Raw genomic sequence first — 20,744 nt, 5'->3', positions numbered from 1 at the left:
ACCACATTGTGTGCAATGCGTTTCGATGATTCTCGCAACGCTTTTCTCGGAAGAAACTGGCCAGTTACCAGGCACCTTACCGAACTGCACATTATCGGCGTTATGCGAAGGTGAGCGGGCAGCCGCTACCAGTCACGCACCGCGGGCGTTCAGAGTCGCCACACGGCTTCGTCGTCGTCGCGTTCCTCAGTGCGTCGCATGCCGAGCCGCGTTGCCACGCGCTCCGATGCGACGTGACCGTCAGCAATGCTTGCACGGAACTCCGTGACGCCCTGAGCGCGCAATGCGTCAATGACCAGCGACGATGCACGTCTCGCATAGCCGCGTCCTTGGTGTGTCGGGTCGATGAGCCATGCCAGCGAGGCGGTCACTGGCACGGTTTCAACCCGAATGCTGGCCTGGACAAAGCCGACAGCCGTTCGGGTGTCGACAACCCTGATGATCCAGTTGAGCCATGCTTCGGTGCCGTCTGGCGACATGCCGCGGGATTGTCTGACATAACGTTGCCGGAGCGTCTCGAGTGATGGCGGCTCTCCACCCGTGAACTCGTAGAGAATCGGATCTGCGAGCACCGGGGACATTTCCGCTGCATGCGACACGCGAAGAGGCTCCAGAGTCAACGAGGGATCCCCGAGCACTCCCGCACTGAACACTGGGTACTCCCTCACGGAGTGACCGACAACTCGATCCTGTTCGCCCACGGATCGTCGAAGCTGACCGTACGTCCATCATCGGCGAGCGACACGCCCGCGAAGCGCAGCCTCTCCCCCGCCTCGCCGAGTTCGTCGGCGCTCGGCACGCCGATCCGCACGAGCCCTAGTCCCAACGCGGGCGCCCGCAGCCCCGCGCCCCGTGAGTTCCACACGTTCATCGCCATGTGGTGGTGATAACCCCCGGCGGAGACGAACAGCGCCTGGCCCGGCATCGCGAACGTCTGGTCGAATCCGAGTGCGTCCACGTAGAACGTCCGCGCCGTGTCGACGTCGCCCACGGACAGGTGAACGTGACCCACCGTCGCCGGCGCCAAGTCAGCTGTCGCATCGGCCGTCTCGACGACCAGGTGCTCGCCGAGGAAGGCGTTCGGGTCCACGAACAGCGTGTCCATCTCGACCTGGCCGTGCGTCCACGACCACTCGGTGCGGTCGCGGTCCCAATACAGCTCGACGCCGTTGCCCTCGGGGTCGTTCATATAGAACGCGATGGACACCAGATGGTCCGCGCTGCCCGTGTAGGTCCCCGGGAAGCGGCGCGCGATCGAATATAGCGAGCGTGCTAACTCTGCGCGCGTGTCGAACACGATCGCAGTGTGGAAGAGCCCGGCGGAGCCACGTGCGGCCCAGGAAAGGTCGGGCGTGTGCTCAAGAATGACGATGGGTACTCCCCCGCGTCCTAACACGGCCACCCCGTCTACCAGGGACATCAGTTCGAGCAACACGCCGTCGCGGTAGTACGCGACCATCGCGTCGAGGTCGGCGACCTTCAACGTCACGGCGCCCATGCCGGTGGCTGCGGCGAGCGAGTCGGGCCGATGCGCCGGCTGGGTCGTCATGCGAGCTCCAGCAGGTGTCCGGTCACGTCGCGCTTCGCGGCGAGGTAGCGGGCGTTGGCGGCGGTCAGGTGAACCCCCGTCGGTACCTGTGCCTCGACGTGCACGCCGAGGTCCTCGAGCTGACTGGCCTTGTCGGGGTTGTTCGACAGCAGTCGAACGCGATCCGCTCCGACGGCGCCGAGCATCTGCGCGACCATTGAGTAGTCGCGCTCGTCGTCGGCATGGCCCACGGCGCGGTTGGCCTCGTACGTGTCGAGGCCCGTGTCCTGCAGCGCGTAGGCGTCGAGCTTGGCGTACAGGCCAATCCCGCGACCCTCTTGGCGCAGGTAGGCGAGGAAGCCGCCGGTCTCGGCGATCCGCTCGACCGCCTCGCGCACCTGGGGACCGCAGTCGCAGCGCTCCGAACCGAAGACGTCGCCCGTGAGGCATTCGGAGTGCGGACGCATGAGCGGCGCCTCTCCCCCGGCGCGTGCCGTCTCCAGCGCTCCGCGCCAGTCGCCCAGGCCCAGGAGTAGGTGCTCCTTGCCGTCGACGAGCCCCATGAACGTCATGACATCCGCCTCGGTCGCGTAGCCGTCGGCGAAGCTCAGCGGCACTCGCACACTCGTGCGTACGGTCGCGTCTGGCACGGCCGATGCCGTGGTGGGGTGGGCAACGATGGTGGCGGTCATGGTCACTCCTCAGTCGGATGGCCCCATCGTAGGGCCATTCACTTGAGGGTTCAACTAATGAGATGCGGTCGGCATTCCCTCGGCGTCGCCCAAGGTGCGCCCGAGTGCCACGAGGCCCGTCAGGAGTGCCGCGCGCTCGTCGCGGGTGAGCCCGGAGAGGATGCGCGATCCATTCGCGGCATGGTCGCGGTGCGCTGCCTCCTGGAGCGCTCGTCCCTCTCGAGTGAGTCGTACGCGCACCACTCGACGGTCACTGTCATCGCGGGCGCGCGTGACGAGCCCGCGGGCCTCCAAACGCGTGACGCGATGAGTGGTGGTGCCGGACGAGATGAGCAAGGCGCGGTCGAGCTCCCCCGGTTTCAGTTCGTACGGAGCTCCCGCGCGCCTCAGCGCAGAGAGCACGTCGAATTCCCACCCCTGCAAGCCGTGCTGCGCGAAGACGGCATCGAGGCGGACCTGAACCAGGCCCGCGAAACGCGACAGCCGCCCAATGGTGGGCAGCGCCTCAAGGTCGAGGTCGGGACGCTCGGCGGCCCACGCGTCGACGATCGCGTCGATCGCATCCGGATGGCGTTCTGTCATGGCTTCATCCTGCCAGCGGAATATCTTGACGTCGAGATATGTCAGATAGTTTGATATCAAAATATCTCCCGAAGAAGGCCAAAATGAACACGACCCGCACGGTCGCGGTGACCGCACTGGCACCCCTCACCTGGGGCACCACCTATCTCGTCACGACCGAGTTCCTTCCCGATCACCGCCCCCTCCTCACCGCGACCATCCGCGCCCTGCCCGCAGGGCTTGCGATCCTCGCCGCGACTCGAGTCCTCCCCCGCGGCGACTGGTGGTGGAAGGCCGCCGTGCTTGGCACCCTCAACATTGGTGCGTTCTTCGCCCTGATGTTCGTCTCCGCGTATCGCCTTCCCGGAGGCATCGCGGCCACGCTCGCGGCCATCAACCCGCTCATCACCGCGGTGCTCGCCGGCGCCGTGCTGTCGGAACGCGTCTCGCGCGTCGCACGCCTTGCCGCGGTCGCAGGGCTGGTGGGTGTCGCCATGCTCGTGATCACACCCTCGGCGCACCTGGACGCGTGGGGCATCGCCGCAGGACTCGCCGCGGCCGCGTCCACCTCCGCGGGGGTGATGCTGACCAAGAGATGGGGACGGCCCGTGCCGCTCATCACGTTCACCGGATGGCAGCTGGTCGCCGGAGGTCTCGTGCTGCTGATCCCGATGCTGCTGGTGGAGGGCCTGCCACCGGCGCTCACGGCGCAGAACATCGCCGGGTACCTGTGGCTGACGCTGCCAGGCACGGCGCTCGCATATGTGCTGTGGTTCGGCGGGGTCCTCCGCCTCCCCGCCGCTCGCGTCAGCCTGTTGAGTTTCCTCACTCCGCTAACGGCCGCGGCGCTGGGCTGGTGGCTCTTGGGTCAGTCGCTCACTCTCGTCCAGCTCGTGGGAGGCGCCGTGGTCCTGGGCGCGGTCGGCGCCGGCGCACTTGCGGGCCGCCGGCCCGCGACCCCGCCGTCGGCCACGCCACTGCCTGCACTCAGCGGCGCGTCACGCTCACGGTAACGACGTCGCCGATGTCCTTGCCCAGCGCGTTTCTCACCTTGGCATTCAGCGAGATCATGTGCCCGCCGCGGCCCGTGACCATCGCCCCCACATTGGACAGTTCGACCTGGTCGACCATCGCATCGACCCTCACGGATTTCCCGGTGCCGAAGAGTTCCGCCGAGTCCGGGATCTCGACGCACGCCCACGTCTCGCCCTTGACCTCGACACCGATGACGGCCTCGAACGCCACCTGCTGCGCGCTCATGAGACGTACTCCTTGAGGTGCTGCCCGGTGAGCGTCGAGGCATCGGCCACGAGGTCGGCGGGCGTACCTTCGAACACCACCGAGCCACCGTCGTGGCCGGCGCCCGGCCCCATGTCGATGATCCAGTCGGCGTGCGCCATCACGGCCTGGTGATGTTCGATGACGATGACGGACTTGCCCGAGTCCACGAGCCGGTCCAAGAGCCCCAGGAGGTTCTCGACGTCGGCCAAATGCAGGCCCGTGGTGGGCTCGTCGAGGACGTACACGTCGCCCTTCTCGGTCATGCGTGCGGCCAACTTCAGGCGCTGGCGCTCGCCGCCGGACAGGGTCGTCAGCGGCTGACCGAGCTTGAGGTAGCCCAGCCCCACGTCGCGCATGCGGTCCAAGATCTTGTGTGCGGCGGGGACCTTCCCGTCACCCGCGGCGAAGAACTCCTCGGCGGCGGCGACGGACATCTCAAGCACCTCGGCGATGTTCTTGCTGCCCAGCGTGTGCTCGAGGACGGACGCCTGGAAGCGCCTGCCCTCGCATTCCTCGCACACCGTCTCGACCGAGTCGAACGGGCCGAGGTCGGTCACGACCACGCCCGCGCCCTTGCACACGGGGCAGGCTCCCTCGGAGTTCGAACTGAAGAGCGCGGGCTTCACGCCATTGGCCTTCGCGAACGCCTTGCGGATGGGCTCCAACAGGGCCGTGTAGGTGGCCGGAGACGAACGTCTCGAGCCGCGAATCGGGCTCTGGTCCACCGCGATTACCTCGTCGCGCGGCGTGATCGAGCCGTGAATGAGTGACGACTTGCCCGAGCCCGCCACGCCCGTGACCACGACCAACACTCCCGTCGGGATGTCGACGTCGACCGCCCGCAGGTTATGCGCATCGGCCCCCCGCACCTCGAGCACGCCCGTGGGCGTGCGGACCGAGGACTTGAGCGACGCGCGGTCGTGCAGGTGACGCCCGGTGAGGGTGTCGGCCTCGGCGAGCTCGGCGGGCGTGCCCTCGAAGACCACCTCTCCCCCGTCGCTGCCCGCGCCCGGCCCCATATCGACCACATGGTCGCCAATGCGAATCGCCTCGGGCTTGTGCTCGACCACCAGCACCGTGTTGCCCTTGTCGCGCAGCTGCAACAGCAGGTCGTTCATACGGCCGATGTCATGTGGGTGGAGCCCGATGGTCGGCTCGTCGAACACGTACGTGACGTCGGTCAGCGCGGAGCCGAGGTGGCGGATCATCTTGGTGCGCTGCGACTCGCCGCCCGACAGGGTGCCGGTGGGCCGCTCGAGTGAGAGGTACCCGAGCCCGATCTCCACAAAGGCGCGCAGCACCGCGCGGATGCCGTCCACCAGTGGGCCGGCGGCGGGTAGCTCGACGTCGTCGAACCACGTCGCCAGGTCCGTGATCTGCATGCGGCACAGGTCGGCAATCGACGCGCCTGCGATGAGGGACGAACGCGCGGTTTCGTTCAGGCGCGTGCCGTCGCACTCCGGGCAGGTCTGGAAGGTCACGGCGCGTTCGACGAAGGCGCGGATGTGCGGCTGCATCGCGTCCTTGTCCTTGCTCAGCATCGATTTCTGGATGCGCGGGATGAGCCCCTCGTAGGTCATGTTCATATTGGAGAACTTGACCTTGGTGGGCTCCTTGTACAGGAAATCCTCGCGCTCGCGCTTGGTGAAGTCCTTGATGGGCTTGTCGCCGTCGAGGAAGCCCGACTCCGAGTAGATGCGCACGTACCAGCCGTCCGCGGTATAGCCGGGCACGGTGATGGCGCCGTCCTTCAGCGACTTGTTCTCGTCGAACACTTGGGCCAGGTCGATGTCTGAGACAGACCCCATGCCCTCACACCGGGGGCACTGGCCGCCCTGGATCGAGAAGGACCGCACCTCCTTGGTGGTGGTGCCGCGACTGTTCTCCATCTGCACCGCACCCTGCCCCGAGATGGACGCGACGTTGAACGAGTACGCCTGCGGCGAGCCGATGTGCGGTTCGGCGACGCGCGAGAACAGCATCCTGAGCAGCGCATTCGCATCCGTGGCGGTCCCCACCGTGGAGCGGGCGTTGGCGCCCATGCGCTCCTGATCGACCATGATCGCGGTGGTCAGACCCTCAAGAGAGTCGACGTCGGGCCGGTTCAGCGAGGGCATGAAGCCCTGCACGAACGCCGGATAGGTCTCGTCGATCAGGCGGCGCGACTCGGCGGCGATGGTGCCGAAGACCAGCGAGCTCTTGCCCGAGCCCGAGACGCCCGTGAAGACCGTGAGGCGCCGCTTGGGTAGGTCGACGGAGATCTCGCGCAGGTTGTTCTCGCGCGCTCCGCGCACGCGAATGAGGTCGTGGCTGTCAGCCTCGGTCACGGGAGACTCCTTCGAGATGGCCGATGCGGCGGCAGGGTCGGTCTGCCTGTGCGCCCAGTCTGCCAGGTGCCTTAGCCACGCTGCTGGAGGCGGATCAGGTTGCCGGCCGGGTCGCGAAGCGCACAGTCGCGCACGCCGTAGGGCTGGTCCGTGGGTTCCTGGACGACCTCGACGTCGTGGCGTTCGATCTGCTCGAAGGCCGCGTCGACATTGGGCGTCGCCAGGAGAAGTGATGCGAAGGTGCCCTTCGCCATCATCTCCGCGATGGTCTGCTTCTCCTCGTCCGTCACGCCGGGGTTGGCCTGCGGCGGGTACAACACGATGTTCGTGTCGGCCTGGCCAGCGGGGCCGACGGTGATCCAGCGCATAGCGCCCTGGCCCACATCGAGGCGCACCTCGAAACCGAGCACGTCGCGGTAGAACGCGAGCGATGCCTCGGGGTCGGTGAGCGGCAGGAACGACGAGTGAATGGTGATGTCCATGGCTTCACCGTAGGACGGTGAGGTGCGCCGCGGCTTCTCGATTCCTGACCGGTCTGGCGGCTTCCCGGGTGACGAGCGTGGGAAGGCCCGCCACGGCATCGGCCATCTGACGGCGGTAGGCGCCGGGCGACAAGCCCACCAACTCCGTGAAGCGGGTGGTGAACGTGCCGAGCGACTGGCAGCCGACGGCGAGGGCCACGTCGGTGACGCTGAGGTCTCCGCGGCGCAGCAGCGACATGGCGCGCTCGATGCGTCGCGTCATGAGGTATGCGTACGGCGTCTCCCCATACGCGGCACGAAAGGAGCGGGAGAAGTGCCCGGCGGACATCCCGACGCCCGCGGCCACCTGTTCCACGTCCAGAGGCTGAGCGTGGTCGCGGTCCATCCGGTCGCGGGCACGGCGCAGCAGCGCGAGGTCGCGCAGGCGCTGCTCGGCGGGAGTCGTCACGGCTTCATGGTGCCACTTCATGATGCCGATGTGCGGCGCGCGACGTAGCCTCGGGACATGACGCAGACACTCACGCTCCCCGACGGGCGCGGCCTCGCGATGTACGGCTCCCCGGGAAGCGAGCTCACCGTGTTCTGGCATCACGGCACGCCGGGGACGGGAGCGCCGCCGCCGTTCGCGCTCCCGGACGGCTGGGCGTGGGCGGGCGTCGACCGCCCGGGCTACGGCGACTCCACTCGGTTGCCGGGCCGCTCCGCCGCGGACGTCGCACGGGATGTGGCGGCGGTCGCCGACGAGTGGGGGCTTGAGCGCTATGCGGTCGTCGGGTATTCGGGTGGCGGTCCGCACGCGCTCGCCTCAGCGGCGGCCGATGCCCGGGTCGCCTGGGCCATCACCGTCGCCTCGCTCGCTCCCCGGCACGCCGAGGGGCTCGACTGGTTCGCGGGCATGATCCCGTCCGGTGTGGCCGCGCTGGGCGCGGCGGAGAGCGGCGAGGAACAGCGCCGGGCTCTCCCCGACGAGGACTATGACCCCGAGTTCACCGAGCGTGACTGGGAAGCTCTGCGGGACGGCCTGGGCTGGCTCGGCGAGGCCGGAGGCTTCCCCGACGGGCCCGTCGACGACGACCTCGCGTATGTGCACAGCTGGGGCGTGGCGCTCGCGGACATCCGCTGCCCGGTCACGCTCCTGCACGGCACCGCAGACAGGATTGTGCCGGTCACTCACGGGCGGTGGCTCGCCGGGGCCCTCGCCGACGCGCGTCTCGTGGAACTCGAGGGTGAGGGCCACGTCAGCGCCCTCGCGTCTCTGCCGCGCTTCCTGACCGCCGCGCCCTAGATCAGGCCGTCAGCGCGGCGAGCGAGTTCGCCACGGCCGCCACCGCGTCGCGATCGATCGCATGGAAGGCCCACGTGCCGCGCTTCTCGCGTGTCACGAGGCCGGCCTCGTGCAGCTGTCGCAGGTGATGCGAGACCGTGGGCTGGCTGATCCCCAGCGGCTCCTCCAGGTCGCACGCACACACGGCCCCATTGGCGGCGAGGATGCGCAGGATCCGTAGCCGTGTGGGGTCGGCGACCACCTTGAGCAGCGCCGCGTCGGTCGCATCGTCGCCCTCGGGCACCGACAAGACGGTGCCGGGCGTGCAGACGTCGGCATCGGCCAGCAGATTCTCGCGCAGGGACATTCCGGCAGGCTAGCCGGAACATCGAGACTTATCAATATTGACAGCCATCAATATACGCGCCATCCTGGCCGCATGAGCGACTCCAAGCCCTCCGTCATCTTCGTCTGCGTCCACAATGCCGGCCGGTCCCAGATGGCCGCCGGATACATGCGCCACCTTTCGGGCGGCGCCGTCGAGGTGCGCTCGGCCGGCTCCATGCCCGCCGACCAGATCAACCCCACCGCGGTCGAGGCGATGCTCGAGGAGGGCATCGACATCCGCGAGGAGCAGCCCAAGGTTCTCACCCCCGACGCCGTCCAGGCATCCGATGCCGTCATCACCATGGGCTGCGGCGACGCCTGCCCGTACTACCCGGGCAAGCGCTACGAGGACTGGGTCCTCGAGGACCCCGCCGGCCAGGGGATCGAGGCCGTGCGTCCCATCCGCGACGAGATCAAGGGCCGCGTCGAGGCCCTCCTCGCGGACCTCGTCAAGTGACGGCCGCCGCACCCGAGGTCGTCCCCGGCCGGCTGTCCACCCTGGACCGGTGGCTGCCGCTGTGGATCGGCCTGGCGATGGTCGGCGGCGTGCTGCTCGGTCAGTTCGTGCCGGCCATCGGCGACCTGCTCGAGTCGATGGAGATCGGCGGCATCTCGATTCCCATCGCGTTGGGCCTGCTCATCATGATGTACCCGGTGCTCGCGAAGGTGCGTTACGACAAGGTCGCCGCCGTCACCGGCGACAAGAGGCTCCTGACCTCGTCGCTGGTGCTCAACTGGCTCGTGGGCCCCGCGGTGATGTTCGCCCTCGCGTGGATCTTCCTTCCCGACCTCCCGGCCTACCGCACCGGCCTCATCATCGTGGGGCTCGCCCGGTGCATCGCCATGGTCGTCATCTGGAACGACCTCGCGTGCGGCGACCGCGAGGCGGCGGCCGTGCTCGTCGCGATCAACTCCGTCTTCCAGGTCGTCGCCTTCTCGCTGCTCGGCTGGTTCTACCTCACGGTCCTGCCCGGCTGGCTGGGACTCGATACGCAAGGCCTCGACGCCTCGATCGGCACCATCGCGCTCAACGTGCTGATCTTCTTAGGGCTCCCGCTCGCGGCGGGCTTCGCCTCCCGGGCCATCGGCGAGCGGACCAAGGGCCGCGAGTGGTACGAGGACGAGTTCCTCCCGCGCATCGGCCCCTTCGCCCTCTACGGGCTGCTGTTCACGATCGTGCTGCTCTTCGCGCTGCAGGGCGAACAGGTCGTCGCCCACCCGTGGGACGTGGCCCGCATCGCGCTGCCGCTGCTCGCGTACTTCGCGGTCATGTGGTCCGTCGGCATAGTCACGGGCCGCGCGCTCGGACTCGGCTACGCCCGCACCACCACCCTGGCGTTCACCGCGGCCGGCAACAACTTCGAACTCGCCATCGCCGTCGCGATCGGCACCTTCGGCGCCACCAGCGGCGAGGCCCTCGCGGGAGTCGTGGGACCACTCATCGAGGTGCCGGTCCTGGTGGCGCTCGTCTATGTCAGCTTATGGCTGCGCCCGCGCCTGTTCCCGGCCGATGCGACAGCTACCCTCTCCCCCAGCCGCACCTAGGGCGGGAAGCCAGCCACGGCATCGGCCATTCCCAGGAACAAAAACGTGAGGCGGGAACATCCCCGCTAGCAGGGTCGTTTCCCTCCTGGAAGCAGGCACCACCCCCGCCTGCACACGACCTAGGGAGGCTGACATGGCTGATCGAGCACTGCGCGGAATGCGCCTGGGAACCCAGAGCATGGAGGCGCCGGGCAACGCCGAACTCGCGGAGCGCCGCGACGTCCACTACGACTGCCCCAACGGGCACATCGTCACACTGCCGTTCTCCGTCGAGGCCGACGTCCCGCTGTCGTGGGAATGCCACTGCGGCGCCCTCGCCCTCCTGCGTGACGGCGACCGCCCCGCCGACAACGAGGTGAAGCAGCAGCGCACCCACTGGGACATGCTGCTGGAGCGCCGCACCATCCCCGAGCTGGAGGAACTCCTCGACGAGCGCCTCGAGCTGCTGCGGGCCGGAAGAATCGGCAGCTAAGCCCTACTTCTTCGAGAACGCGCGACGCACCTGCGTCGCGCGTTCTTTTATGCCCCAAGCAGTCGTCTTGACCAGCGCCTCGCGGATGATCGCGCCGCTCATTTTGGATTGACCCTGCTCGCGCTCGACGAATGTGATCGGCACCTCGACGACCGTCCCACCCGCCCGCACGACGCGCCACGCCATGTCGATCTGGAAGCAGTAGCCCTGCGACTCCACGCCGCCCAGGTCGAGGGAGCGCAGCGTCGCGGCGCGGTAGGCGCGAAAGCCCGCGGTGGCATCGTGCACCCCCAGACCCAGCATCAGCCGCACATACGTGTTGGCGCCGGTCGACAACGCGCGCCGATGCATTGGCCAGTTCTCGACGGCGCCCCCGTCGACCCAGCGCGAGCCGATCGCGAGGTCCCACTGTCCGGGCGCGGAGAGCACGCGCGGGAGATCCACGGCGCGGTGGGAGCCGTCGGCATCCATCTCCACGAGCACGTCGTAGCCGCGTTCGAGCCCCCACGCGAAGCCGGCCAGGTATGCGGCCCCGAGCCCGGCCTTGCCCGGCCGGTGCAGCGCGTGGACGTGGTCGTCCGAGGCAGCCCGCTCGTCGGCCCAGTCGCCCGTGCCGTCGGGTGAGTTGTCGTCCGCGACGAGGATGTCGACGTCGGGAGCGGCGGCGCGCACGGCGTTCACCTGGACCGGGAGCGAGTCGCGCTCGTTGTAGGTGGGGATGATGACGAGGGTGCGGGTCACCAGTCGTACCTTTCGCGAAGGGACCGGCCGGCGGCCGAGGCGACGAGGATGACCGGCACCAGCAGGAAACCCCAGTGCCACAGGTACCTCAGGCCCACCGCGGGCGTGGTCTCGGTGCGCAGCGGCATGGTCGCGTAGATCTGTTCGGCAGTGAAGAGGTCGGTCTCCTCGAGGAGGCGCCCGTTGGGGGCGACGACGCCCGAGACACCCACCGTGGAGATCTGGATGGCCGCCCGACCCGTGGTGATAGCGGCGAAGCGGGTCATCTGGAGCTGCTGCGTGGACTCGGCGGTGAGGCCGAAGCTCGCATTGTTGGTGGGCACGAGCAACACCTCGGCGCCGTCGGCCACCGCGTCGGTGACGATCGTGTCGTAGGCGATCTCGAAGCAGATGGGCGTGCCGACCGTAACGACGCGGTCAAGAGCGGCGACGGGCACGTGAATGGTGGCCTTGCCCTCGCCCGCGAGCACCTCGGTCTGCACCAGGTCGACGGCGTCGGAGAAGTTGCGGACGAAGCTGCGCAGGGGGATGTACTCGGCAAACGGCGCGGGGCGCTGCTTGTTGTAGGTGTCGAGCACCTGGCCCGATGTGGACCACAGCAGCATCGAGTTGTAGCGGCCCACCTCCGGAGAATAGTCATTCGTGCCCAGTAGCAGCGGCGCCTGGGCCGCCTGGGCCGAGGACGTCACGAGCTCACGGGACTCCTCGTCCGCACGCGGGTCGTAGTCCGAGGAGTTCTCGGGCCACAACAGCAGGTCGATGGGACCCGGTTCCGACTCCACGAGCGCCATGGTGCCGTCGTGGTGGTTCGTGGTGACCTGGCGCGCCTGCGAGAACGCGTCGAGGCCCGCGTTGGGGACGTTGCCCTGGACCGCGCCCACCCGCAGCGTGCCGTCCGTGGCCTGGGTATCGAGCGGGAGGAACAGGCCCGAGATGAACAGTGCGGCGCCCGCGATGGGCGCGACGCCGGCGAGGACCAGGCGGCGGGTGAGCATCGCCTCGATGGCGAGGCCCAGCAGCGCGCCGACGGTGGCCACCGCGAGGGTGGTCAGGGGAAGGCCACCCAGCCATGCGATGCGTGCGATGGGGGCGTCGACCTGGGAGAACGCGATACGTCCCCAGGGGAAGCCGCCGAACGGGATCATCGAGCGCAGCTGCTCCATGCCCACCCAGACCAGGCCAAAGGCGAGGGGCGACCACCACGTGGCACGGCCATGCATCAGGGGCGAGCGCCTCACGGCGGCCCAACCTGCGCCGAACAGGGCGATGAACGCACCCTCGGCGATCGAGAGGGCAACCCAGGGGACCAAGCCTACGGAGGCATCGGCCCACGTCAGGTGCGGCAACAGGAAGCTGATCGCGAAGACCCACGTGATGAGGAAGCCCCGCCACACAGTGGCCTGCGCGAGGGCGAGCCACAACATGGCGAGCGAGACGTAGATGAGCGGCCACCAGCCCAGATCCGGGAAGCCGGCATTCATCACCAGTCCGCCGCCGACGGCGAGCACCATGGTCGTCAGGAAGCGGGGCACGCGCTCAGCCTACTTTCGGCTCAGGCGTGCACGGGACAGCCTCACCGGACGGCATGCAAGGTGGCCGGGCTGGCCCCACTTCTAGTAGGCCACCACTCCCCTGCGCATCGACTCGATGGCGGTGCGGGCGCGGTCCTGCATCTGCTCGGTGGGCGCGACCTGCGCGACCTGGTCGAGGACGTCGATGACCTGCTTGCACCAGCGCACCATGTCGCCCGGCGCAATCTCCACGTCCTTGAGCGCCTGGTCGAGGTTCTTGCCCTGAGCCCATGCGTGGATCGCGGAGACGATGCCCCACTGGGGCGCGGGGGCGTCGGGAAGCTTGTGCGCGTGCTGCAGATCGTCGACCCGTGACCAGACGCGGACGGTGTCCTTGAGCGCCCGGCCCAGCACGCCACCGGGCCCGCCGGGGATGTGGGGCGTGCGGGTGTCGTCCTCGCGCCGGCCCCCATAGAGCAGCGTCGAGACGGCCGCGGCCAACGCCGGCGGGTGAAGCTCGCTCCAGACGCCTGTACGCAGGCACTCCGCGATGACCAGGTCGTTCTCGGAGTACAGGCGCTTCATCATGGTGCCCTCGTGGGTGACGGCCGTGTCCGGTCCGGAGCCCGCGAGGTAGCCCAGTTCGCGCAGCACGGCGCAGCGGCGGTCGAAGATCGTGGCGATCGAGCCCGTCGCGTGAGCGATCTCCCGGGTCAGGCGGTCGCGGTCGCGCAGGGTGCGGTGATACCGCTCGGCCCAGCGGGCATGCTGCTCGCGGTCGGGGCACTGGTGGCACGGGTGGGCGGCCATCTCGCGGCGCAGCGCATCCACGCGGCGCTGGTGATGATCCTGCTCAGGCCGCTCCTTGCGCCGACTGGGGGCGTCGAAGGTGTGGCGGGCGGCCTCGATCTGCTGCGCGAGTTCACGGCGCACCCGCGCGTTGCGCACGTCTACACCCTTCTTGACGCGCACCCCGCCCACGTGCTCGATGCCCGCCTGCAGGTCGGCGATGGAGAGGCGGAAGAACCTGGCCTCGTCGCTCACCACCGTGGGCCGCGGGGCGGATTCGTGAGGGTCGGGCTGCGCGACGACCGCGAAGCCTTGGCGTTTGCCGGACTCGATGCGCACCACATCGCCGCGCCTCAGCCCCGACAGGGTGTCCACGCCTGCCTCGCGCCGGGCCCGCTTGACGGACTTGGAGGTGTCCTTTTGGGCGCGAGAGATGCGCTCACGCAGCGCCGCGTACTCCATGAAGTCGCCCTTGTCGCACGTGGCCGATGCACGGTAAGACTCGAGCGTCGTCTCCAGTTCGCGCGCGCGGCGTGCCTTGCCCACCACGTTCTGGTCGGCCTGGAATTGGGCAAAGGACAGCTCGAGCAGCTCGCGCGCCTGGTCGACTCCCGACTGGGACACGAGGTTGATGGCCATGTTGTACGACGGCGTGAAGCTCGAGATCAGCGGGTACGTGCGACGAGACGCGAGGCGGCCCAGCTGAGGCGCGTCGAAGCCCGGGTGCTCGACCACGACGGCGTGCCCCTCGATGTCTATGCCACGCCTACCCGCGCGGCCGGTGAGCTGCGTGTACTCCCCCGCCGTCAGGTCCTTGTGACCCTGGCCGTCCCACTTGACGAGCTTCTCGAGAACGACGGATCGCGCGGGCATGTTGATGCCGAGCGCCAGGGTCTCAGTGGCGTAGACCACCTTGAGCAGGCCCGCCGCGAAGAGCTCCTCGACGACCTCCTTGAACAGCGGGATGAGGCCCGCGTGGTGGGCGGCGAGTCCGGCCTCGAGGCTGTCGCGCCATCGGAGATATCCGAGCGCTCCGAGGTCCGCGGTGGGGATGCCCGAGCAGCGCTCGTCCACGATGCGACCGATCTCTGCGGCCTCCTCGGGCGTCGTCAGTTGCAGGCCCGAGGCGCGCACCTGGTCCACGGCGTCCTCGCACCCGGCGCGTGAGAACACGAACACGATCGCGGGCAGCAGCCCCTGCTGATCCAGTTGGTCGATGACGGCAAAGCGCGGCGGCGCGCGGCGCCCCGCGGGCCGGCGCCCGCCGCGGGTAGGACGACCACCGCGGCCCCCGTATCCCTCGCCCGAGCGTGAGCGGCGCGTGATCGCCTCGAGCTCGGGGTTGAGGCGCGGGTGGGGGCCCGGATCCTGCGGGTCCACGCCGGGCGAATACAGGTCGAACAGGCCCTCGCGCACCAGCACGTGCGGCCACAGCGGGACGGGCCGGTGCTCGGAGACGATGACGCGGGTGTCGCCCCGTACCTCGGTGAGCCAGGCGCCAAACTCCTCGGCGTTGGACACCGTGGCGGACAGGCAGATCAGCGCGGTGCGCTGGCCCAGGTGGATGATGACCTCTTCCCACACCGAGCCGCGGAAGCGGTCGGCGAGGTAGTGGACCTCGTCGAGGATGACGGCGCCCAGGTTGTCGAGGTCGCGCGAGCCCGCGTAGATCATGTTGCGCAGCACCTCGGTGGTCATGACGACCACCGGCGCGTGCGGATTGATGGATGTGTCGCCCGTCAGCAGCCCGACGTTCTCGGCGCCGTAGACCCGGCGCAGGTCACCGAACTTCTGGTTGCTGAGCGCCTTGATGGGCGTCGTGTAGAACGCCTTCTCGCCACGGTCGAACGCGTGGCGGACCGCAAACTCGCCGACCAGCGTCTTGCCCGCCCCCGTGGGCGCCGCGACCAGCACCGAGTGGCCATCGGCCACCGCCTCGCACGCCTCGCGCTGGAATGGGTCCAGGGGGAAGGACAGCGAGGCCTCGAAGTCGGTCAGGTCGCTGCGCTTGGCCCGCGCCCGGGCGGCCGCATAGCGTTCGGCGGGAGAGGTCATGTGGCCAGGCTAATCGTGCGGCGGCACCACCACGTGCAGCGCGCCCGGCACCACGGAGACCTTCAGCGGGGCATCCGTCACGAGTTCGCCATCGGCCGATGCCGTGGGCAGCCTCCCGCCCGCCTCACCAGGGGCGAGGGTCACCTCGCGTGCGGTGCGGACCGTGACGGCCGGATGATCGACGTGCTCGCCGCGCTGGAGCTTGGGCAGGATCGCGGCGATCTGAGGCAGGGTGAGCGCCTCGGCGGTCACGACGTCGAGCACGCCGTCCTCGAGCGACGCTCCCGGCGCGAGCGGGATGCCGCCGCCCAGGGTCGTGCCGTTGGCGATCGCCACCAGCGTGTACTGCTCTTCCTCGGCGTGCGCCCCGTCCAGCGACACGCGCGCGCCGTAGGGCCGGAAGCGCGGCAGCTCGAGCCCGATGGCGACCTTGTACTTGAGCGGTCCGCGCGGGAACGTCATCCGCATGCCGCGCGCCGCAATCGCGGCGTCGATGCCCGCCGACAGCACGCCGGCGAAATACCGAGGGCGGCCGGCCAGGCCCGGCGCCGTGACTTTGCCCAGGTCGATCGTACGGACGGTGCCGGCCGCAAGGGCGGCCGCCACGGCATCGGCCCCCTGAACGATGTGGTGGACCGGCAGTTCCAAGGCGGTCGCGAGGTCGTTTCCCGAGCCGGCGGCGATGACGCCGAGAGGGAGGTCGCGCTCGGCGCACACCTGGGCACCCAGGTGAGCCATGCCGTCCCCGCCGACGACGACGAGGGCGTCGAGGGAGCCGGCGGCGTCCTCGGCCGCGTCTCGTGCCGCGCGCCAGGACTCACGGGTGAGGTCCACCACGTCGTGGCCGTGGAAGGCGAGGCGGTCGAGCGCCTCAGCGCCCCAACGGGCGCCCCGTCCCGAGGCCGCGGTGGGGTTGGTGACGACCCCGAGCCTGCTCACAGGGCCTCGAGGGTGGGGCGCTTGCGCTCGCGCAGCCAGCCCACCCCGATGCCCGCAAAGTACAGCGCGCACATGGGCAGCGCCATGGTCATCATGGTGAAGACGTCGGGCGTGGGCGTGAGGACGGCGGCGAGGATGAAGATGATGAGGACGGCCCAGCGCCAGCCCTTGAGCCACGTGCGGGTGCGGACGATCCCGGCCCACGTAAGGAACACCATCACGACCGGGAAGACGAACGCGAGGCCGAAGGCGATGAACAGGCGCAGGGTGAACGTCATGAGCATCTGCGCGTCGAGGACGTTGGAGCCGCCCTCGGGCGTGAAGCCCGTGAGGATCACCACGGCGCGGGGGTAGACCCACGCGGCGAGCGCGAGGCCCGCGGCGAACAGCGGGATGGAGGTCGCGAGGAAGCCGACGGTGTACCACTTTTCGCGCTTCTTCAGCCCGGGCGCCACGAACGCCCACAGCTGGTAGAGCCACCAGGGCGCGGAGACGACCACGCCGACGAAGATCGCGACCTTGAGCTGCATGTCGAGGGCCGTGACGAGGCCCGCGAAGTTGACGGTGACGATGCCGTCGACGTCCTCGGCTGCCTCGAGGATCGGGCCCTGGATCGCCTCGAAGACCGGCTCGTAGAGGAACCAGCCGGCGACCGAGCCCAGCGCGATGCCGATCGCGGCAAGGAACAGGCGCTTGCGGAACTCCCTCAGGTGCGCGCTCAGCGGTTGGCGAGCCTCGGGATTGGCCCGCCGCGAGCGACTAGTTGCCACGCCCCTGATCGTCCGAGGGGAGGTCCACCGTCGAGTCGGGAATCTGGCTCTGCTGCGGCGCCTCGGGCGCGGCGGCCGGCGTGGTGGTGTCGCGCGGGGCGGGGGCGCCCTGGGCGGTGCCGGTGCCGTCAGCGGCGGGCGCGTCCTGCTTGCCCGTGGCGTTCTTGTCCGAGCGCAGGTTCGCCGTCTCGTCCTTGAGGATGTTCAGCGACTTGCCGATGCTGCGCGCGAGTTCGGGCAGCTTGGGCGCACCAAACAGCAACAACACGATTACCGCGATGATGATCCATTCGCGTGCACCCATGGTTTGACTCCTTGCGTCGGGAACTGGCGTCCAGTGTAGTCGCGGTGGTGAGGCCGATGCCTACCGGGCCTGCGCGTCGAGGACGGCCTGCGCTTGGGTCGCGATCTCCTCGCGCAGGGCTTGCGGCTCGACGGAGACGAGGTCGGGGCCGATGGCCAGGAGCCGGCCCGCGGTCCAGGCGGGGTTGGCGACCCCGAAGGTCGCCGTGACGGTGCCGTCGTCCCCGGTCGTGAGGCTCACGCCGGGCATGTCTTCCACGGCCCACCGCGCCACGCGGCCCAAGACGACGGTGGCCTCGTAGTGAGGCTGCAGGGCGAAGCCGTGCGAGTCGGCGGGCGGGTGCTCGGTGGGGCTCGTGGTGGTCGTCGCCGAGGTGACGCGGTCCAGGCGCAGCGTGCGGTAGTCGCCGGCCCGGCGGCACCAGCACTCGACGTAGGCGGCGGCGTCGATGAGGACGATGCGGTGGGCCTCGACGGTGCGCTCGGTGCGCCGGTCGTGAGCGTCGACGTAGTCCAACGCCACGGCCGTGTCGGTGGCGATGCCGTGCTCGAGCGCCTCCCGAACTTTGGGATCGACGGCGGTGTCCGGGACCACGTCGAGACCCACAGGGCCGACGGCGCCACGCAGCTTCGTCAGCACGGACTCGGCGGCCTGGGGTGCGGCGCCCGAGGCCGTCAGCGCGGACAGGGCGCCGATGAGGGCCGCGGCCTCCCGCGGCGAGAACGACACCTGGGACACGCCCTGGCCGTTGGTGAGGTCGGCGATGCCCGCGTCGAACAGGTCGGCGTTGAAGTCGATGAGGTCGTTGTGCTGGTGACCGGGAAGTCCGGACACCCACAGCGTCTCGACGTCGGCGCGGATCTGTTTGACGCTCACGCCGAAGTGGTCGGCAAGCTCGGTGAACTCGGTCTCGCCGTGGCGCTCGAGGTAGTGCACGAGCCCCAACAGGCGCGTGAGCCGGGCCAGGGTCTTGTCAGCCACGTGCCACCTCCAGGGCGGCGAGCGCGTGGGCGCGGACCGCATCGGCGAGCTCAGCGGGCTCAAGCGCACGCACGGCGCCACCGCGGGCCAGCACCTCGTCGCGCAGTTGGTCGAGGTGGCGGTAGTCGACCTCGACGATGTCCCAGTCGCCCTCGGTGCCTGTGACACGGCCGCGGCTGCGCAGGGCGTGAGCGGCCTCGGGACGGATGGCGAGCCGGGCTGTGCCGGGGTTGGCGTCGGGCAGCAAGGCCGCGTCGATGTCGGCAGGCGGAGTGAAGGCGCCTGGCTCGCCCGTGAGCGCCACGTCACCCAGGACGCGGCTGAGGCGGAAGGTGCGCGGGGCGTCGCGGGCGGCGTCGTGACCGATGAGATACTCCGCTCCCCCGCTCAGCAGAATCTTCCACGGCTGCACCGTCCGGGTCGCGGTGCCCGAGGAAGCCGAGGCGTACTCGAAGGTGACCGCCTGGCGCAGCTGGATGGCCTCGAGCACGAGCGCGGTGGCGTCCGTCAGGCGCGTGGACAGCGCGGCGAACGGCAGCGCCTCCGGGGCCGCGTGCGAGGACTCCGACGCGGCCTTCACGAGGGCCTGACGGGCATCGTCGCCGAGCGTCACGCCGTGCCAGTAGTCGGCGGCCAGTGCCAGGACGGCACGCTCGGCGGCCGTGAAGTCGAGCGGCGGCAGCTTGGCCTGCGCCGGGTCGATCCGGTAGCCGATGTCGTCGCCGTAGGCCTGGTGACGCACTGTGACGACGGGAACCCCCAGACGGCGTAGCTTGTCCTTGTCACGCTCGAACATGCGCTCAAAAGTCGCCTTGCGGCGGGCGCGCGTCGCTTCGTCCCAGGATGGGTCGTCGCGCTCATAGCCCTCGACCGACGCGCGGATCTCGTCCTTCGTCATGCGCACTCGCGCGTGCATGAGGGCGATGATGAGGTTCAGTAGCCGCTCCTCGGCGGGGATCGCCATCTAGACGCGCACCGCCAACAATTCCGTGGCGAGGATGGCGCGGGCGCCGGCTGCGTAGAGCTTGTCCATGATCTGGTTCATCTCGCTGCGCGGGACCATAACTCGCACCGCGTGCCAGTCCTTGCCGTGGAGCGGGGTCACGGTGGGCGCCTCCATGCCGGGGCTCACCGCGATCGAGTCCTCGAGCTTGTCGTTGGACACGTCGTAGTCCACGAGGATGAACTGGCGGGCCATCAGCACGCCGCGCAGGCGCCCGGTGAGGACCGCTATGTCGTCCTCGGAGGTGTCGGTTCCGCGGATCAAGATGGCCTCGGACTTCAGGATCGGATCGCCGAAGATGTCCAGGCCGGCGGCCCGGAGGGTGGTGCCGGTCGAGACCACGTCCGCCACGGCATCGGCCACACCCAGGCGCACCGAGGACTCGACGGCGCCGTCAAGGCGCACCACCTTCGACTCGACACCGAACGACTTCAGGTGGTGCTTGACCAGGCGCGGGTAGCTGGTGGCAACGCGCTTGCCCTGGAGCTGCTGGATGTCGCCGATCTCGCCCGCGGGGGCGGCGTAGCGGAAGGTCGAGCCGCCGAAGCCGAGCTCGAGGTGCTCGACGGCCTCGGCGCCCGAGTCGAGCAGCAGGTCCCGTCCGGTGATGCCGGCGTCGACCGTGCCGGCGCCCACGTAGACGGCGACGTCGCGCGGGCGCAGGAAGAAGAACTCGACGTCGTTACGGGCGTCGTGGAGCACCAGTTCACGGGCGTCGCGACGCTGCTTGTAGCCGGCCTCCTTGAGCAGCTGGGAGGCGGGTTCGGACAGGGATCCCTTGTTGGGGACGGCAATGCGCAGCACGGGTTTACCTCAGAGGTTCTTGTAGACGTCGTCGAGAGAGATGCCCTTGGCGACCATCATCACCTGGGCCCAGTAGAGCAGCTGGGAGAGTTCCTCAGCCGCCTCCTCGTCGCTTTGATGCTCGCAGGCCATCCAGGACTCGGCAGCCTCCTCGACCAGCTTCTTGCCGATCGCGTGGACTCCCTTGTCGAGCATCGCTACCGTGCCCGAACCCTCCGGGCGTTCCTCGGCGCGACGCTGCAACTCCTCAAACAGGCTCTCGAACGTCTTCACGCGGCCAGCCTAGTGGGGTCGCGGCGGCCCGGAGC

Annotated in this window: 24 protein-coding genes; 5 read left to right on the top strand and 19 right to left on the bottom strand. The window is 69.2% G+C overall.

From position 1 onward, the window contains the following. Positions 1–149 precede the first annotated feature (149 nt). The 4 genes from B7K24_RS07215 to B7K24_RS07200 are packed head-to-tail and all read right to left on the bottom strand — an operon-like array spanning position 150 to position 2,802. Complete coding sequence (locus B7K24_RS07215; protein WP_255372783.1) at positions 150–638, bottom strand: GNAT family N-acetyltransferase; 489 nt, start codon at positions 636–638, stop codon at positions 150–152. A gap of 26 nt (positions 639–664) precedes the next feature. Beyond that, positions 665–1,549, bottom strand: a complete 885-nt coding sequence (locus B7K24_RS07210) for a VOC family protein (RefSeq protein WP_084129585.1) — start codon at positions 1,547–1,549, stop codon at positions 665–667. Continuing rightward, a complete protein-coding gene (ribA, locus tag B7K24_RS07205) occupies positions 1,546–2,220 on the bottom strand; it encodes a GTP cyclohydrolase II (protein WP_084129583.1) in 675 nt (224 codons plus the stop codon). The genes B7K24_RS07210 and ribA overlap by 4 nt, the downstream gene beginning before the upstream one ends. 54 nt (positions 2,221–2,274) lie before the next feature. Next, complete coding sequence (locus tag B7K24_RS07200) at positions 2,275–2,802, bottom strand: MarR family winged helix-turn-helix transcriptional regulator (protein WP_084129582.1); 528 nt, start codon at positions 2,800–2,802, stop codon at positions 2,275–2,277. An 83-nt stretch (positions 2,803–2,885) separates the two neighbouring features. Between B7K24_RS07200 and B7K24_RS07195 the strand changes: the two genes are divergently transcribed. Further along, positions 2,886–3,794: an EamA family transporter gene (locus B7K24_RS07195; protein WP_084129581.1), complete on the top strand. Its 909-nt coding sequence runs from the start codon at positions 2,886–2,888 to the stop codon at positions 3,792–3,794. Here B7K24_RS07195 and B7K24_RS07190 read toward each other — a convergent pair. The 4 genes from B7K24_RS07190 to B7K24_RS07175 all read right to left on the bottom strand — a co-directional run bounded on the left by B7K24_RS07190 (position 3,769) and on the right by B7K24_RS07175 (position 7,340). Continuing rightward, positions 3,769–4,041 (bottom strand): DUF1905 domain-containing protein, encoded by a 273-nt coding sequence (locus B7K24_RS07190; RefSeq protein WP_084129579.1) that lies wholly within the window; start codon positions 4,039–4,041, stop codon positions 3,769–3,771. The genes B7K24_RS07195 and B7K24_RS07190 overlap by 26 nt on opposite strands. Beyond that, positions 4,038–6,389: an excinuclease ABC subunit UvrA gene (locus tag B7K24_RS07185; protein WP_084129577.1), complete on the bottom strand. Its 2,352-nt coding sequence runs from the start codon at positions 6,387–6,389 to the stop codon at positions 4,038–4,040. The genes B7K24_RS07190 and B7K24_RS07185 overlap by 4 nt, the downstream gene beginning before the upstream one ends. 71 nt (positions 6,390–6,460) lie before the next feature. Then, positions 6,461–6,871 carry a VOC family protein gene (locus B7K24_RS07180; protein WP_084129575.1) on the bottom strand — a complete coding sequence of 137 codons (411 nt, stop codon included), beginning with the start codon at positions 6,869–6,871 and terminating at the stop codon, positions 6,461–6,463. Between the two features lie 4 nt (positions 6,872–6,875). Then, positions 6,876–7,340, bottom strand: coding sequence for a helix-turn-helix transcriptional regulator (locus B7K24_RS07175; RefSeq protein ID WP_084129573.1), 465 nt, complete (start codon positions 7,338–7,340; stop codon positions 6,876–6,878). A 36-nt stretch (positions 7,341–7,376) separates the two neighbouring features. Between B7K24_RS07175 and B7K24_RS07170 the strand changes: the two genes are divergently transcribed. Then, positions 7,377–8,156: an alpha/beta fold hydrolase gene (locus B7K24_RS07170; protein WP_084129572.1), complete on the top strand. Its 780-nt coding sequence runs from the start codon at positions 7,377–7,379 to the stop codon at positions 8,154–8,156. Position 8,157: 1 nt separating this feature from the next. Here B7K24_RS07170 and B7K24_RS07165 read toward each other — a convergent pair whose 3' ends face one another. After that, positions 8,158–8,502, bottom strand: coding sequence for a helix-turn-helix transcriptional regulator (locus B7K24_RS07165; RefSeq protein WP_084129570.1), 345 nt, complete (start codon positions 8,500–8,502; stop codon positions 8,158–8,160). A 72-nt stretch (positions 8,503–8,574) separates the two neighbouring features. Between B7K24_RS07165 and B7K24_RS07160 the strand changes: the two genes are divergently transcribed. From B7K24_RS07160 to B7K24_RS07150, 3 genes are all read left to right on the top strand, one after another. Continuing rightward, the gene (locus B7K24_RS07160; protein ID WP_084129569.1) at positions 8,575–8,979 is read left to right on the top strand and encodes an arsenate reductase ArsC; all 405 of its coding nucleotides are present in this window, start codon (positions 8,575–8,577) and stop codon (positions 8,977–8,979) included. Continuing rightward, a complete protein-coding gene (gene arsB, locus B7K24_RS07155) occupies positions 8,976–10,067 on the top strand; it encodes an ACR3 family arsenite efflux transporter (protein ID WP_084129567.1) in 1,092 nt (363 codons plus the stop codon). Before B7K24_RS07160 ends, arsB begins: the two co-directional genes overlap by 4 nt. Positions 10,068–10,200: 133 nt before the next feature. Next, positions 10,201–10,539, top strand: a complete 339-nt coding sequence (locus tag B7K24_RS07150; protein WP_084129566.1) for an RNA polymerase-binding protein RbpA — start codon at positions 10,201–10,203, stop codon at positions 10,537–10,539. Positions 10,540–10,542: 3 nt separating this feature from the next. Here the strand turns inward: B7K24_RS07150 and B7K24_RS07145 are convergent, their stop codons facing one another. The 10 genes from B7K24_RS07145 to B7K24_RS07100 all read right to left on the bottom strand — a co-directional run bounded on the left by B7K24_RS07145 (position 10,543) and on the right by B7K24_RS07100 (position 20,709). Then, positions 10,543–11,280: a polyprenol monophosphomannose synthase gene (locus tag B7K24_RS07145; RefSeq protein ID WP_373994161.1), complete on the bottom strand. Its 738-nt coding sequence runs from the start codon at positions 11,278–11,280 to the stop codon at positions 10,543–10,545. After that, on the bottom strand, positions 11,277–12,812 hold the full coding sequence (lnt, locus tag B7K24_RS07140) for an apolipoprotein N-acyltransferase (RefSeq protein WP_084129564.1): 1,536 nt from the start codon (positions 12,810–12,812) through the stop codon (positions 11,277–11,279). Before lnt ends, B7K24_RS07145 begins: the two co-directional genes overlap by 4 nt. A gap of 81 nt (positions 12,813–12,893) precedes the next feature. Next, positions 12,894–15,635, bottom strand: a complete 2,742-nt coding sequence (locus tag B7K24_RS07135; protein WP_084129562.1) for an RNA helicase — start codon at positions 15,633–15,635, stop codon at positions 12,894–12,896. A gap of 9 nt (positions 15,636–15,644) precedes the next feature. Next, positions 15,645–16,574, bottom strand: a complete 930-nt coding sequence (locus B7K24_RS07130) for a diacylglycerol kinase family protein (protein ID WP_159449175.1) — start codon at positions 16,572–16,574, stop codon at positions 15,645–15,647. Then, positions 16,571–17,344: a twin-arginine translocase subunit TatC gene (tatC, locus tag B7K24_RS07125; RefSeq protein WP_084129559.1), complete on the bottom strand. Its 774-nt coding sequence runs from the start codon at positions 17,342–17,344 to the stop codon at positions 16,571–16,573. Before tatC ends, B7K24_RS07130 begins: the two co-directional genes overlap by 4 nt. Beyond that, the gene (tatA, locus tag B7K24_RS07120) at positions 17,334–17,648 is read right to left on the bottom strand and encodes a twin-arginine translocase TatA/TatE family subunit (protein WP_084129557.1); all 315 of its coding nucleotides are present in this window, start codon (positions 17,646–17,648) and stop codon (positions 17,334–17,336) included. The genes tatC and tatA overlap by 11 nt, the downstream gene beginning before the upstream one ends. Positions 17,649–17,708: 60 nt before the next feature. Further along, the gene (locus B7K24_RS07115; protein WP_159449174.1) at positions 17,709–18,629 is read right to left on the bottom strand and encodes a YafY family protein; all 921 of its coding nucleotides are present in this window, start codon (positions 18,627–18,629) and stop codon (positions 17,709–17,711) included. Beyond that, a complete protein-coding gene (locus B7K24_RS07110; protein WP_084129554.1) occupies positions 18,622–19,593 on the bottom strand; it encodes a YafY family protein in 972 nt (323 codons plus the stop codon). Before B7K24_RS07110 ends, B7K24_RS07115 begins: the two co-directional genes overlap by 8 nt. Further along, positions 19,594–20,436, bottom strand: coding sequence for an ATP phosphoribosyltransferase (gene hisG, locus B7K24_RS07105; RefSeq protein ID WP_084129552.1), 843 nt, complete (start codon positions 20,434–20,436; stop codon positions 19,594–19,596). Positions 20,437–20,445: 9 nt separating this feature from the next. Further along, complete coding sequence (locus B7K24_RS07100; protein ID WP_084078272.1) at positions 20,446–20,709, bottom strand: phosphoribosyl-ATP diphosphatase; 264 nt, start codon at positions 20,707–20,709, stop codon at positions 20,446–20,448. Positions 20,710–20,744: the final 35 nt, after the last annotated feature.

Source organism: Demequina sp. NBRC 110055 (assembly GCF_002090135.1).
In the GTDB taxonomy this organism is placed as follows: Bacteria; Actinomycetota; Actinomycetes; order Actinomycetales; family Demequinaceae; genus Demequina.
Note: the sequence above shows the minus strand (reverse complement) of the source record. Positions and strands in the feature narration are given on the sequence as shown.